Raw genomic sequence first — 14594 nt, 5'->3', positions numbered from 1 at the left:
AGTGGATCGGCTGATCGTCCGCGGCGCGCGGGAGCACAACCTCAAGGACGTCTCGGTAGACCTCCCCCGGGACGCCCTTATCGTGTTCACCGGCTTGTCCGGCTCGGGCAAGTCCTCGCTGGCGTTCGACACGATCTTCGCTGAGGGCCAGCGGCGATACGTGGAGTCGCTGTCGGCGTACGCCCGCCAGTTCCTCGGGCAGATGGACAAGCCCGACGTCGACTTCATCGAGGGGTTGTCCCCTGCGGTGTCGATCGACCAGAAGTCCACCTCGAAGAACCCGCGGTCGACCGTGGGGACCATCACCGAGGTGTACGACTACCTGCGCCTGCTCTACGCGCGCGCCGGCCGTCCGCACTGCCCGGTCTGCGGGCGCCCGATCGCCCGGCAGAGCCCGCAGCAGATCGTGGACCGCGTCCTGGAGCTGGAGGAGGGCACCCGCTTCCAGGTCCTGGCGCCGGTGGTCCGCGAGCGCAAGGGCGAGTACGTCGACCTGTTCGGCGAGCTGCAGGCCAAGGGCTTCAGCCGGGCCCGCGTCGACGGCGTGGTGGTGCAGCTGACCGAGGCGCCGACGCTGAAGAAGCAGGAGAAGCACACCATCGAGGTGGTGGTGGACCGGCTCTCGGTCAAGGCCAGCGCGAAGCGCCGGCTGACCGACTCGGTGGAGACCGCGCTGCAGCTCGGCGGCGGCATGATCACGCTGGAGTTCGTCGACCTCGCCGAGGACGACCCGAACCGCGAGCGCATGTACTCCGAGCACCTGTACTGCGTCTACGACGACCTGTCCTTCGAGGAGCTCGAGCCGCGCTCGTTCTCCTTCAACTCCCCCTTCGGCGCCTGCCCGACCTGCTCGGGCCTGGGCGTGAAGCTGGAGGTGGACACCGAGCTGGTGATCCCGGACCCGGACAAGAGCCTGGCCGAAGGCGCGGTCACGGTCTGGGGCAACCCCTCCATGGGCTCGCAGTGGTTCGGCCACGTGCTCACCTCGCTCGGCCAGGAGATCGGCTTCACCATGGACACGCCGTGGGGGCGGATCCCGGCGAAGGCCCAGAAGGTCGTCCTCGAGGGCTACAAGAAGAAGATCACGGTCCGCTACACCAACCGGCACGGCTCCAAGCGCGCGTGGGAGACCACCTACGAGGGCGTCAAGCCCTGGATCACCCGGCGCTACGCCGAGTCCGACAGCGACAGCGCGCGCGAGCGCCTGGCCGGCTACATGCGCGAGGTCCCGTGCGAGGCCTGTGACGGCACCCGCCTCAAGCCGGTCATCCGCGCCGTCACCCTCGGCGGCGAGCGCTCCGAGGGCGGCCGCTCGATCGACGAGATCGCGGCGCTGCCGGTGGGGGAGTGCGCGCAGTATCTGCGGGAGCTGACCCTCACCGACCGCGAGGCGCAGATCGCCGCGCGGGTGCTCAAGGAGGTCAACGAGCGCCTGCAGTTCCTGGTCGACGTCGGGCTGGACTACCTCTCGCTGGACCGCGCCAGCGCCACCCTGGCGGGAGGTGAGGCCCAGCGCATCCGGCTGGCCACGCAGATCGGCTCGGGCCTGACCGGCGTGCTGTACGTGCTCGACGAGCCCTCCATCGGGCTGCACCAGCGCGACAACCACCGGCTGATCGAGACCCTGATCCGGCTGCGCGACCTGGGCAACACCCTGATCGTGGTGGAGCACGACGAGGACACCATCGCCATCGCCGACTGGGTCGTGGACATCGGCCCGGGCGCCGGCGAGCACGGCGGGCAGGTCGTGGTCTCCGGGACCGTGGAGGACCTGCTGGCCTCCGAGGACTCCCTGACCGGCCAGTACGTCTCCGGGCGGCGCCGGATCGAGATCCCGGCGATGCGCCGGCCGATCGACAAGAAGCGGCAGCTGGTGGTGCGCGGCGCGCGGGAGAACAACCTGCGCGACATCGACGTCGCCTTCCCGCTCGGCGTCTTCGTCGCGGTCACCGGCGTGTCCGGCTCGGGCAAGTCCACCCTGGTCAACGACATCCTGTACTCCACGCTGGCCCGCGAGCTCAACGGCGCGCGCACCGTGCCCGGCCGGCACACCCGGGTGGACGGCGTGGACCTGCTGGACAAGGTCGTGCACGTCGACCAGTCGCCGATCGGCCGCACCCCGCGCTCCAACCCGGCCACCTACACCGGCGTGTTCGACCACATCCGCAAGCTGTTCGCGAACACCACCGAGGCCAAAGTCCGCGGCTACCAGCCGGGCCGGTTCTCCTTCAACGTCAAGGGCGGGCGCTGCGAGAACTGCCAGGGCGACGGCACGATCAAGATCGAGATGAACTTCCTCCCTGACGTGTACGTGCCCTGCGAGGTCTGCCACGGCGCGCGCTACAACCGGGAGACCCTGGAGGTCCACTTCAAGGGCAAGAACATCGGCGAGGTCCTGGACATGCCGATCGAGGAGGCCGCGGAGTTCTTCGAGGCCGTCCCGGCGATCTCCCGGCACATGCAGACCCTCGTCGACGTCGGCCTGGGCTACGTGCGCCTGGGGCAGTCGGCGACGACGCTGTCCGGCGGCGAGGCGCAGCGCGTGAAGCTGGCCGCCGAGCTCAAGCGCCGGGCCACCGGCCGCACGGTCTACGTGTTGGACGAGCCGACCACCGGCCTGCACTTCGAGGACATCAACAAGCTCCTCGGGGTCCTGCAGCGGCTGGTGGACCAGGGCAACTCGGTGATCGTGATCGAGCACAACCTGGACGTCATCAAGACCGCCGACTGGCTGGTCGACATGGGTCCGGAGGGTGGGCGCGGCGGCGGCATCGTGGTCGCCGAGGGCACGCCGGAGGACGTGGCGAAGGTCGCGGACAGCCACACCGGCCGCTTCCTGGAGCCGATCCTGCACGGCGAGGCGAACGCCGCGACCGCCGCGCTGACCGCGGCGCAGGCGCGCAAGCCGAAGGTCGCCAAGGCGATCGAGGCGGCGAAGCGGAGCAACGCGCCGAAGGCCGCGGCGGCCGCGAGCGCCGGCGCGGCAGCGAAGAAGAAGACGGCGGCCGGCCGGACACCGGCGGCCAAGACGGCGGCGGCGTCGAACGCGAAGGCTCCGGCGGCGGCCAAGTCGGTGGCCAAGACAGCAGTAGCCAAGACAGTGGCCAAGTCGGCGGCCGCCAAGAAGGTGCCGGCCAAGAAGGCCGCAGCGAAGAAGTAGAGCGCGGCGAACAAGCTACAGCGGCGATCTCGGGCCCGCACTGATCGGTGACGATCGGTGCGGGCCCGTCGTCTTCCCTGCTCAGATGCCCTTTCCCGGCGCGCAGACGCCGTAGGGCGGAGCCTCAAAGAATTCTCACAGACGGGCATGATGGACTACTGCCCATGTCTGATCACGTTGAGGTCGAGGAGTCGGGACCGGGCCGCCGGTCCGTCATGAAGGCCGCCGCTCTGGTCGCGGTGCCGGTGGCCGGGGTGGGCACGGTCGCGGCGTGCGCCAGCAGCTCGTCGTCGAAGAGTTCGTCCTCCGGGAGCGGCGGCGGCAGCGGCAGCGGCAGCGGCAACGGCTCGGTGTCCGTGCCGGTGTCCTCGGTGCCGGTCGGCGGCGGCTACATCGACAAGTCGAACCTGGTCGTGGTGACGCAGCCGGAGGCCGGGCAGTACAAGGCGTTCACCGCGGTGTGCACGCACCAGGGGTGCACGGTCGCCAGCGTCACGAACAACCGGATCGTCTGCCCCTGCCACAGCTCGGTCTTCAGCGCGACGGACGGCTCGGTGATCAACGGCCCGGCGACCTCGCCGCTGTCGGCGATGACCGCCGCGGTGAACGGCGAGAACGTGGACGTCACCGGCGCGTCGAAGTAGGGCGGGCAAAGTAGGGCAGACGAAATAGGGCGGGCGAAGTAGGGCGTATGCGCCGCGGCGGAACCCGGTGACGCGTAAGGGTGACCGTCGCGGCACCTAACAAAGAAACATCCCGTCATTCGCCCCGATCGGGTGACCCGCTGCCCTGTTCAGCGCCCGCGCGGTGCGTCCGATACCCCTAGTGACCGTGGTCGCCGACCACCGCACAAGGGAGACAATCACAGTGAGCATCCGCAGGTTCCGCAGGGCTCTCGCCGTCGGGATGACGCTGGTCGGGGCGGCGCTGTTGGGCGCCGGGCCGGTCTCGGCCAGCGGGACGGGCTCCGGCTCCACCGGTACCGGCGCCGTCCCCGGCCGCACCGCCGGCGCGCCCGCCGCCCCGACTCCCTCGCCGATGGCCATCACCGTGTGCCACGACCACGGCACCTACCTCGGCCTGGGCCTGCACCGCCTCGGCACGGGCAAGAACCTGCTGGTCGTCGAGGTCTGCGGCGACGCGGCCAAGCGCACCGTGAGCATGGTCCGCGACAGCTACCTCAAGGTCGACGGCCCGCGCGCCGGCAGCCTGCGCTTCCACTGGCGCTGGGCCGACAAGACCGGCGCGGTCAAGGGCGGCGGGGACGACGACAACGGCGCGTTCGTGCTCGACCCGCAGAGCGAGAACACCTTCGCCTGGCCGTACTCCCAGCCGGTCGCGCCGATGGCGCCGACCGCGCGCTGTGTCGTCGGCGTGCTGACCGAGGGGAGCACGCAGTTCGTCACCGAACCCGTCTGCTTGTGAGCGGGTGACCCAGAACCCCGCATCGGGGGGACAGACGCCGGACAGGCACCAGCCACCCCGTCGTGTCCCCCCGGCCGCGTAGGCTTTCCCCTGTGGCAGACCCGGCAACCTATCGCCCGAAACCCGGCGAGATCCCGACCTCGCCCGGCGTCTATAAATTCCGTGACCCGCACAGCCGGGTGATCTACGTCGGCAAGGCCAAGAACCTCCGCTCGCGCCTGACCAGTTACTTCCAGGACCTGGCGAACCTGCACGTCCGCACCCAGACCATGGTCACCACCGCGGCCAGCGTGGAGTGGACCACCGTGGCCACCGAGGTCGAGGCGCTGCAGCTGGAGTACACCTGGATCAAGCAGTTCGAGCCGCGCTTCAACGTCAAATACCGGGACGACAAGTCCTACCCCTCCCTGGCCGTCACGGTCGGCGAGGAGTTCCCGCGCGCGCAGGTCATGCGCGGTCCCAAGCGGCCCGGCGTGCGCTACTTCGGCCCGTACTCCCACGCCTGGGCGATCCGGGAGACGCTGGACTCGCTGCTGCGCGTCTTCCCGATCCGGACCTGCTCCTCCGGGGTGTTCAAGCGCGCCGCGCAGACCGGGCGGCCGTGCCTGCTGGGCTACATCGGCAAGTGCTCCGCGCCGTGTGTGGGCCGGGTCAGCGCCGAGGAGCACCGGGAGATCGTGGACGACTTCGTGTCCTTCATGGCCGGGCGCACAGACCGCTACATCAGGGGTCTGGAAGAGGAGATGAAGGAGGCTGCCAAGGAGCTGGAGTTCGAGAAGGCGGCCCGCCTGCGCGACGATCTCCAAGCCCTGAAACAGAGCCTGGAGAAGAACGCTGTCGTACTCGGCGACGGGACCGACGCCGACGTCATCGCGCTGTCCGAGGACCCGCTGGAGGCCGCGGTCCAGGTGTTCCACGTGCGCGGCGGACGGATCCGGGGGCAGCGCGGCTGGGTCGTGGACCGGGTCGAGGACGTCGACACCGCCGGCCTGGTCGAGCACTTCATGCAGCAGCTCTACGGCTCCGAGCAGGGCGAGCCCGGGATCGACACCGAGACCGTGCCGCGCGAGATCCTGGTCCCGGAGCTGCCCGGCAGCGTGGAGGCCATAACGGAATGGCTGTCCGCGCGGCGCGGCGCCAAGGTCGAGGTCCGGATCCCCAAGCGCGGGGACAAGGCCGCGCTGATGGAGACCGTCGCGCAGAACGCCAAGCAGGCCCTCGCGCTGCACAAGACCCGCCGCGCCTCGGACCTGACCACGCGCTCGGTCGCGCTGCAGGAACTCGCCGACGCCATCGGCATGGACCAGGCGCCGCTGCGCATCGAGTGCTACGACATCTCCCACCTGCAGGGGACCAACGTCGTCGCCTCCATGGTGGTCTTCGAGGACGGTCTGCCGCGCAAGAGCGAGTACCGCCGCTTCACCATCAAGGGCTCCGATGAGAACGGCGCCACCAACGACGACGTGCGCAACATGCACGAGGTCATCACCCGCCGCTTCAAGGCCTTCCTGAAGGAACAGGAGGAGGAGAAGCTGATCGACGCGACCATCGGCGATCGCAAGAAATTCTCCTATCCTCCGCAGCTGGTCGTCGTCGACGGCGGCCAGCCGCAGGTCGCGGCCGCCGCGCGGGCCCTGGCCGACCTGGAGATCAGCGACGTCACCCTGGTCGGCCTGGCCAAGCGCCTGGAGGAGGTCTGGCTGCCGGACGAGGACGACCCGGTCCTGCTCCCGCGCAGCTCCGAGGGCCTGTACATGCTCCAGCGGGTCCGGGACGAGGCGCACCGCTTCGGCATCGCCTTCCACCGGCAGAAGCGCTCCAAGTCCATGGTCGCCAGCGCCCTGGACGATGTGCCCGGTCTGGGGGAAGTACGGCGCAAAGCCTTGTTGGCCCACTTCGGAACACTTCGCAAACTGCGCGCGGCACAAGTGGCAGAAATCGCTGAAGTGCCTGGTATCGGGCCTGCCACCGCGCGGCAGATCCACTCGGCGCTCGCAGAGCTTCCGGTAAGTCGTGCTGTGAACGCCGCGACAGGTGAGATCCTGGACGGGGGAGAGAGCAGGAACGGGCCGGACGAGGAGTGACGGGCGTGAGGGCGAACAGGCCGAGCGGCAGGGACGCGCAGGACGAGCCGGACCAGGCGGTCCAGGAGCCGGAAGGCTCCGAGGACGCCGGGAACGACGCGGCGCAGGACGGACCGCACGCTCCGGAGCTGGTGATCGTCACCGGCATGTCCGGAGCCGGCCGGTCCACCGCGGCGAAGATCTTCGAGGACCTCGGCTGGTATGTGGTCGACAACCTGGCGCCGACGCTGATCGCGCCGATGATCGACCTGGTGATGCGCGAGTCGCGCAGCACCGACCGGCTGGCCTTCGTGGTGGACGTGCGCGGCCGGGCGTTCTTCGACACGCTGCGCAGCACCCTGGACGAGCTGGACTCGGCCGGGCTGAACCACCGCATCGTGTTCCTGGAGTCCGAGGACGACGTGCTGATCCGCCGGTACGAGGGCGTGCGCCGGCCGCATCCGCTGCAGGGCGAGGGCCGGGTCACCGACGGCATCGAGCGCGAGCGCGAACTGCTGCGCGAGCTGCGCGGCGAGGCCGACCTGGTGATCGACACCTCGGCACGCAACGTGCACGAGCTGCGCACGGCCATCGAGTCGGCGTTCGGCGACCCCGGCGAGGTGCCGCTGCGGGCGACCGTGATGAGTTTCGGATTCAAGTACGGACTGCCCGTCGACGCCGACCTCGTCGCGGATGTACGGTTCTTGCCAAACCCGCACTGGGTGCCCGAGCTCCGTCCGCGCACGGGTCAGGACCCTGAGGTGAGCGGGTACGTGCTGTCCCAGCACGGGGCCAAGGAGTTCCTCGAACGGTACGCGGAGGTACTGAACATCATCACCGAGGGATACCGCCGCGAGGGCAAGCGCTACATGACCCTGGCGATCGGCTGCACCGGCGGCAAGCACCGCAGCGTCGCGATGTCCGAGCAGATCGCCGCGCGGCTGTCCGCCGAGGGCGTGGACACCCAGGTGGTGCACCGCGACATGGGTCGCGAGTGATCCCGGGCGACCGGGCGGATTCCAGGCGCGTCATACAGAACGAGGTGGTTCCGACCATCTCGGGGAACCTGTTCCGCCCGGACCCGGCGACCCCCCTGGCTCCCGGCACGAATGCTGTCCCCGGCGCTCACGCGGTTTCCGGTGCTCACGCGGCTCCGCCCGGCGGGAACCCGCTCGGCGGCACGGTCCCGCCGCCGCTGCCCGGAACGCCGATGACCGGAGCCGCGGCGGCTGCCGCGCACTGGTCCGACCCGGCTCTGGAGGACGCGCCGACCGTCGAGTTCAAGGCGTACAACATGGCCGTCGACGGCCGTCCGGCGCCGAGCGTGGTGGCCCTGGGCGGCGGGCACGGCCTGTCGGCGACCCTGGCCGCGCTGCGCACCGTCACCGACGCCCTGACCGCGATCGTCACCGTCGCCGACAACGGCGGCTCCTCCGGGCGCATCCGGCGCGAACTCGGCGGGCTGCCGCCGGGCGACCTGCGGATGGCGCTGGCCGCGCTGTGCGGCGACGACGAGTGGGGACGCACCTGGGCCGACGTCCTGCAGCACCGCTTCGGCGGTCCGTCCGAGGGCGGACTGCACGGCCACGCGGTCGGCAACCTGCTCATCGCCGCGCTGTGGGAGCGGCTCGGCGACCCGGTCCGCGCCCTGGACTGGGTCGGACGGCTGCTCGGCGCGCGCGGCCGGGTGCTGCCGATGTCGACGGTGCCGCTGGAGATCGAGGCCCTGGTGGCCGGCGCGGACCCGGCCGCCCCCGGCGCCACCGGCGTCATCCGCGGCCAGCACGAGCTGGCGGTGACGCCCGGCCGCGTGCTCTCGGTCCGGCTGAGCCCGCCGGAGCCGCCCGCCGCGCCCGAGGCCGCCGCCGCGATCCGCGCCGCCGACTGGACGGTCCTGGGCCCGGGCTCCTGGTTCACCAGCGTCATCCCGCACCTGCTGGTCCCCGAACTGTGCGCGGCGCTGGCCGAGACCAAGGCGCGCAAGCTGCTGGTCTTCAACCTGTCCCCGCAGCCCGGCGAGACCGACGGCTTCTCCGCCGAGCAGCACATCGAGGTCCTGGCCGACCATTGCCCGGGCCTGCGCCTGGACCTGGTCCTGGCCGACGAGACGTCCTGCGGCGCGCCGCGCGTCCACGGCCCGATGGAGAAGGCCGCCGCGGCGCTCGGCGCGCGGGTGGTGCTGGCGCCGCTCGCCGCGCCGTACCGGGCCGGGGACAAGAGCCCGCGGCACGATCACGCGCTGCTGGCGCGGGCCTTCCGCGGGGTCTTCGCCCAGGGCTGACCACTCTTTAGAGTGATTGTCGAGGCAGGGGCGTCGCAGCATACTGACCTTCATGCTGCGTACGTTCCTGGCGTTCACCTCCCTTGCGGCAGCGGCCCTGGTCGCGGCGCCGACGCAGGCCCAAGCCGGCGGCTTCCACAAGTACGTCGCACTCGGCGATTCCTATACCGCGGTCGGCGATCTGCTCAAGCCCGCGGACGGACCGCTCGGCTGCTTTCGCAGCACCGTGAACTTCCCGCACGACCTGGCGGCGTCACTGCACGTCGCAGACCTCGTCGACGCCTCCTGCGGCGGCGCCGTCACCGCAGACATGACCGGTCCGCAGTCGGTCCTCGGCGGGACCAACCCCGCGCAGTTCGCCTCGCTGACCCCTGACACCGACCTGGTGACCGTCGGCATCGGCGGGAACGACATCGGGTTCGGCGACATCGTGACCACCTGCGGCGAGCTCTCGCTCACCAGCCCGCTGGGCGATCCCTGCCGGCAGCACTTCACCTCCGGCGGGACCGATCAGCTCGCGGCGCGGATCGACGCGCTGGCGCCGACGATCGACGCGGTCCTGGCCGGGATCCACCAACGAGCGCCGCACGCGACTGTCGTCGTGGTCGGCTACCTGCCGGTGCTGCCCGCCTCCTGGGGCTGCTGGCCGAGCGTGCCGGTGGCGATCGGCGACGTGCCGTGGCTGCACGGGATCCAGCAGAAGCTGAACGACATGCTGTCCTCCCGGGCTGCCGCGGACGGCGCGCTGAGCGTGAACCCCAACGGCGTCACCGGACGCGACGCCTGCCAGCTGCCGTGGACGCGCTGGGTCGAGCCGGTGATCCCGGCGCAGCCCGCCGCTCCCGTGCACCCGAATCCCGCCGGGCAGAGCGCGGTGGCCGCGATGATCGCCGGCCGGCTCGGGTCCTAGCCGCGGAAGCTTCGGGTCCTCCGACCGCCCCGCGACCACAGACCCGGACCCCAGACCCGGACCCCAGACCCAGACCCCAGACCCAGACCCCAGACCCAGACCCCAGACCCCAGACCCCAGCCGCAGCGTACGAGCCGGCCGGGAACCGCCCGGGCTGCCCGTCCGTCTATTCCTACAAGCTCGCCAAACCGCGCCGCCGCACCGTCCGTTAGGCCGAACGAGCGTCATCCAACCTCGTGAATGCGCCGGGCGGAAGCACCGGGCGCCTGTTCGTGTTGGCTAGGGTGGACCGGTCACAGGGAAAGATTCCAGCTCGGCGGGCTGAGCTGCGGAAACAGGCGAAAAAGGGGTAGCTGCGCGATGGCGATGACGGCGGCGGTCAAGGACGAGCTGAGCCGCCTGGCGGTGACCAAGCCCTGCTGCCGCAAGGCCGAGGTGGCCTCGGTGTTCCGGTACGGAGGGTCTCTGCACATCGTCTCGGGGCGGATCGCCATCGAGGCCGAGCTGGACACCGGAGCCGCGGCCCGGCGCCTGCGCAAGGACATCTGGGAGGTCTACTCCCACCGCGCCGAGCTGGTCATCCAGTCCCCCGGGGGCTTGCGCCGCGGCCACCGCTACCAGCTGCGGGTCACCGCCGGCGGCGAGGCGATGGCGCGGCAGATCGGGATGGTCGACGGCCAGGGCCGCCCGGCCTTCGGGCTGCCGCCCTACCTGGTCAACGGTCCGCTGTGCGACTGCGAGGCGGTGTGGCGCGGGGCGTTCCTGGCGCACGGCAGCCTCACCGAGCCCGGCCGCAGCTCGGCGCTGGAGATCAACTGCCCGAACATGGAGTCGGCGATCGCGCTGGCCGGCGCCGCGCGCCGGCTCGGCATCCCCGGCGCCAAGCACCGCGAGGTGCGCGGCAGCGACCGCGTGGTGCTGCGCGACGGCGACGCGATCAGCGCGCTGCTGACCCGGCTCGGCGCGCACGAGGCCGTGCTGGCCTGGGAGGAGCGCCGGATGCGGCGCGAGGTGCGCGCGACCGCCAACCGGCTGGCCAACTTCGACGACGCCAACCTGCGCCGCAGCGCGCGCGCCGCGGTCGCCGCCGGCGCCCGGGTCTCCCGCGCCCTGGACATCCTCGGCGAGGACGCCCCGGAACACCTGGCCGCCGCCGGCCGGCTGCGCCTGGACCACAAGCAGGCTTCCCTGGAGGAGCTGGGCACCCTGGCCGACCCGCCGCTGACCAAGGACGCGATCGCCGGCCGGATCCGCCGGCTGCTGGCGATGGCCGACCGCCGGGCGTTCGAGCTCGGGGTGGACGGGACCGACGTTCCGGCCTCGGGTTCGGCATACGGACCGCAGTCCGTCTACGCCAAGGACGACACCGGCATGGTGCGGCTCGGCGTCCCGGTGCAGGCAGGCGCGGTTTCGGCCGAGTTCGCCGGGCAGAGGTCCGACGATTTACCGGCGAGTACGGATTCTGCGAGCGTCTCGCAGGTCGGGCCGGGTGCTCTGTCCTCACCGGGTTCGCGATAGGCTCGTGATCGTGCGCGGTCCGCGGAGGACTTCTCGGCGAATCGCCACGGTATGCGTCGACTCTCGACCGGGTGTGTCCAAGGCACCCGGCAACCTGAAGGGAGCCCTGCGACAGTGACCGTCCGGGTAGGCATCAACGGATTCGGCCGCATCGGCCGCAACTTCTTCCACGCGATCGTCGCCTCGGGTGCTGACGTCGAGGTCGTGGGGATCAACGACCTCGCTGCCGCCCCGATCCTGGCGCACTTCCTGAAGTACGACTCGATCCTGGGCCGCTTCGACGGCACCATCGAGTCCGCCGAGGGCGAGCTGATCGTCAACGGCAAGACCATCAAGGTGCTCTCCGAGCGCGACCCCGCGGCGCTGCCGTGGAAGGAACTCGGCGTGGACGTGGTCGTGGAGTCCACGGGCCTGTTCACCAACGGCGACGACGCGCGCAAGCACATCGAGGCCGGTGCCAAGAAGGTCATCATCTCCGCGCCGGCCACCAACGACGACGTCACCATCGTGATGGGCGTCAACCAGGACAAGTACGACGCGGCGAACCACAACGTCATCTCCAACGCCTCGTGCACCACCAACTGCCTGGCGCCGCTGGTGAAGGTCCTGCTCGACGAGTTCGGCATCGAGCGCGGCTACATGACCACCGTGCACGCCTTCACCACCGAGCAGCAGCTGCTCGACCAGATCGCGCTGACCCGCAAGGGCACCATCGACCTGCGCCGCGCCCGCAGCGCCCCGCAGTCGATCATCCCGACCTCCACCGGCGCGGCCAAGGCCATCGGCCTGGTCATCCCGGAGGTCAAGGGCAAGCTCGACGGCTTCGCGATGCGCGTGCCGGTCCCGACCGGGTCGGTCACCGACCTGACCGTGGACCTGGGCCGGGAGACCACCAAGGACGAGATCAACGCGGCGTTCAAGAAGGCCGCCGAGACCGGTCCGCTCAAGGGTTTCCTGAAGTACACCGAGGACGAGATCGTCTCCCGCGACATCGTCACCGACCCGCACAGCTGCATCTTCGACAGCAAGCTGACGATGGCCAACGGCAACCAGGTCAAGGTCGTCGGCTGGTACGACAACGAGTGGGGCTACTCCAACCGCCTCGTGGACCTCGTCGCCTTCGTCGGCGCCTCGCTGTAGCCGACAGCAGGATTCCGTGCCCGCACGAGCCCCGTTCCGGGCTCGTGCGGGTTCTTTCGTGGAGAAGAAATAAAGGACGCCCTATGAAGACCCTCGACGACCTCGACGTCGCCGGCAAGAAGGTCCTGCTGCGCTCGGACCTGAACGTCCCGCTGGACGGGGACCGCATCACCGACGACGGCCGCATCCGGGCTTCGGTCCCGACTATCAACGCGCTGCTGGACAAGGGCGCCCGGGTGATCGTCGCGGCGCACCTGGGCCGCCCGAAGGGCGAGCCGGAGGCGAAGTACAGCCTCGCGCCGGTGGCCAAGCGCCTCGGCGAGCTGCTGGACGCCTCGGTGACCTTCGCCTCCGACACCGTCGGGGAATCGGCGCAGGCTGCCGTCGCCGCGATGCCGGAGCGCTCGGTGGTGCTGCTGGAGAACGTGCGCTTCAACGCCGGCGAGACGGCCAAGGACGACGCCGCGCGCGGCGCGTTCGCCGACCAGCTGGCCGCGCTGGCCGACGTGTTCGTCTCCGACGGCTTCGGCGCGGTGCACCGCAAGCACGCCTCGGTCTACGACATCGCCACCCGGCTCCCGGCCGGCGCCGGCCTGCTGATCCAGGCCGAGGTCACGGTCCTGAAGAAGCTCACCGACGACGTCGCGCGCCCCTACGCGGTGGTCCTGGGCGGCTCGAAGGTCTCCGACAAGCTCGCGGTCATCGCGAACCTGCTGGAAAAGGCCGACAGCATCCTGGTCGGCGGCGGCATGCTGTTCACCTTCCTGAAGGCGCAGGGCTTCGAGGTCGGAAAGTCGCTGCTGGAGGAGGACCAGCTCGACACGGTCAAGGGCTACCTGCGGCGCGCCGCCGAGCGCGGCGTGGAGTTCGTCCTGCCGATCGACATCGTCGCGGCCACGGAGTTCTCCGCGAGCGCCGACCACGAGGTGGTCTCGGCCTCGGCGATCCCGGCCGACCGGCTGGGCCTGGACATCGGCCCGGAGTCCGGAAAGCTGTTCGCCAACAAGCTCTCCACCGCCAAGACCATCTTCTGGAACGGCCCGATGGGCGTGTTCGAGATGGAGCCGTACGCCGGCGGCACGCGCGCCGTCGCCCAAGGCCTGATCGACTCCGACGCGTTCACCGTGGTCGGCGGCGGCGACTCGGCGGCGGCGGTGCGGCAGCTGGGCTTCGACGAGGCCTCCTTCGGCCACATCTCCACCGGCGGCGGCGCGAGCCTGGAGTACCTGGAGGGCAAGACCCTCCCGGGCCTGGCCGTGCTTGAGGAAGGGAACTGAGCTCTCATGACTGACCGCAAGCCGTTGATGGCTGGCAACTGGAAGATGAACCTCAACCACTTCGAGGCCATGAAGCACGTCCAGGAGTTGGCGTTCTCGCTGACGGACAAGGACTTCGACGCCGTCGACGTGGCGGTTCTGGTGCCCTTCACCGACCTCCGCTCGGTCCAGACCCTGGTGCAGGGCGACAAGCTGCGCATCCAGTACGGCGCGCAGGACGTCTCCCAGCACCCCTCGGGCGCCTACACCGGCGACATCTCCGCGCCGATGCTGGCCAAGCTGGACTGCCACTACGTGATCGTCGGCCACTCCGAGCGCCGCCAGTACCACGGCGAGACCGACGCGCTGGTCGCGGCCAAGGCCGTCGCCGCGCGCAAGCACGGGATCACGCCGATCGTCTGCGTCGGGGAGCACCTGCAGGTCCGCAAGGACGGCGCGCACGTCGCGCACTGTGTCGAGCAGACCCGCGGCTCGCTCGCCGGGCTCAGCGCCGAGCAGGTCCAGGCCTCGGTCATCGCCTACGAGCCGGTCTGGGCGATCGGCACCGGCGAGGTCGCGACGCCGGAGGACGCCCAGGAGGTGTGCGCCGCGATCCGGACCGAGCTGGCCACGCTGTTCGACGAGAGCGTCGCGGCGAACACCCGGATTCTCTACGGCGGCTCGGTGAAGGGCGCCAACGCCGCCGAGCTGATGGCGCAGCCCGACGTCGACGGCGCGCTGGTCGGCGGGGCGTCGCTGGACGCCGCGGACTTCACGCGGATCGTGCGTTTCAGGGATTCTGCTGTCGCCGCTGGCTGAGCACCGGTTCCATTGCGTAATG

General features: G+C 70.6%; 10 protein-coding genes and 1 pseudogene. All 11 read left to right on the top strand.

From position 1 onward, the window contains the following. The first annotated feature begins 1 nt into the window (after position 1). The 11 genes and pseudogenes from uvrA to tpiA all read left to right on the top strand — a co-directional run bounded on the left by uvrA (position 2) and on the right by tpiA (position 14572). Complete coding sequence (gene uvrA, locus CACI_RS27805; protein WP_015794204.1) at positions 2–3160, top strand: excinuclease ABC subunit UvrA; 3159 nt, start codon at positions 2–4, stop codon at positions 3158–3160. A gap of 164 nt (positions 3161–3324) precedes the next feature. Then, positions 3325–3804, top strand: a complete 480-nt coding sequence (locus CACI_RS27800) for a Rieske (2Fe-2S) protein (RefSeq protein WP_015794203.1) — start codon at positions 3325–3327, stop codon at positions 3802–3804. A 223-nt stretch (positions 3805–4027) separates the two neighbouring features. Beyond that, positions 4028–4585, top strand: a complete 558-nt coding sequence (locus CACI_RS27795) for a hypothetical protein (RefSeq protein WP_015794202.1) — start codon at positions 4028–4030, stop codon at positions 4583–4585. A gap of 92 nt (positions 4586–4677) precedes the next feature. Continuing rightward, on the top strand, positions 4678–6669 hold the full coding sequence (gene uvrC / locus CACI_RS27790) for an excinuclease ABC subunit UvrC (RefSeq protein WP_015794201.1): 1992 nt from the start codon (positions 4678–4680) through the stop codon (positions 6667–6669). Between the two features lie 5 nt (positions 6670–6674). After that, positions 6675–7646 carry an RNase adapter RapZ gene (gene rapZ / locus CACI_RS27785; RefSeq protein ID WP_015794200.1) on the top strand — a complete coding sequence of 324 codons (972 nt, stop codon included), beginning with the start codon at positions 6675–6677 and terminating at the stop codon, positions 7644–7646. A gap of 296 nt (positions 7647–7942) precedes the next feature. Next, complete coding sequence (locus CACI_RS27780; RefSeq protein ID WP_041542543.1) at positions 7943–8929, top strand: gluconeogenesis factor YvcK family protein; 987 nt, start codon at positions 7943–7945, stop codon at positions 8927–8929. A 52-nt stretch (positions 8930–8981) separates the two neighbouring features. After that, positions 8982–9839 (top strand): SGNH/GDSL hydrolase family protein, encoded by an 858-nt coding sequence (locus tag CACI_RS27775; protein WP_015794198.1) that lies wholly within the window; start codon positions 8982–8984, stop codon positions 9837–9839. Between the two features lie 360 nt (positions 9840–10199). Continuing rightward, positions 10200–11150, top strand: a pseudogene (whiA, locus tag CACI_RS27770) (DNA-binding protein WhiA); the annotation flags it as partial. A gap of 321 nt (positions 11151–11471) precedes the next feature. Then, complete coding sequence (gap, locus tag CACI_RS27765) at positions 11472–12497, top strand: type I glyceraldehyde-3-phosphate dehydrogenase (protein ID WP_015794196.1); 1026 nt, start codon at positions 11472–11474, stop codon at positions 12495–12497. 83 nt (positions 12498–12580) lie between these two features. Continuing rightward, positions 12581–13774 (top strand): phosphoglycerate kinase, encoded by a 1194-nt coding sequence (locus CACI_RS52840; RefSeq protein ID WP_015794195.1) that lies wholly within the window; start codon positions 12581–12583, stop codon positions 13772–13774. Between the two features lie 6 nt (positions 13775–13780). After that, positions 13781–14572, top strand: coding sequence for a triose-phosphate isomerase (gene tpiA / locus CACI_RS52835; RefSeq protein WP_015794194.1), 792 nt, complete (start codon positions 13781–13783; stop codon positions 14570–14572). The last annotated feature ends 22 nt before the right edge of the window (positions 14573–14594 follow it).

The organism is Catenulispora acidiphila DSM 44928 (assembly GCF_000024025.1).
In the GTDB taxonomy this organism is placed as follows: Bacteria; Actinomycetota; Actinomycetes; order Streptomycetales; family Catenulisporaceae; genus Catenulispora; species Catenulispora acidiphila.
Note: the sequence above shows the minus strand (reverse complement) of the source record. Positions and strands in the feature narration are given on the sequence as shown.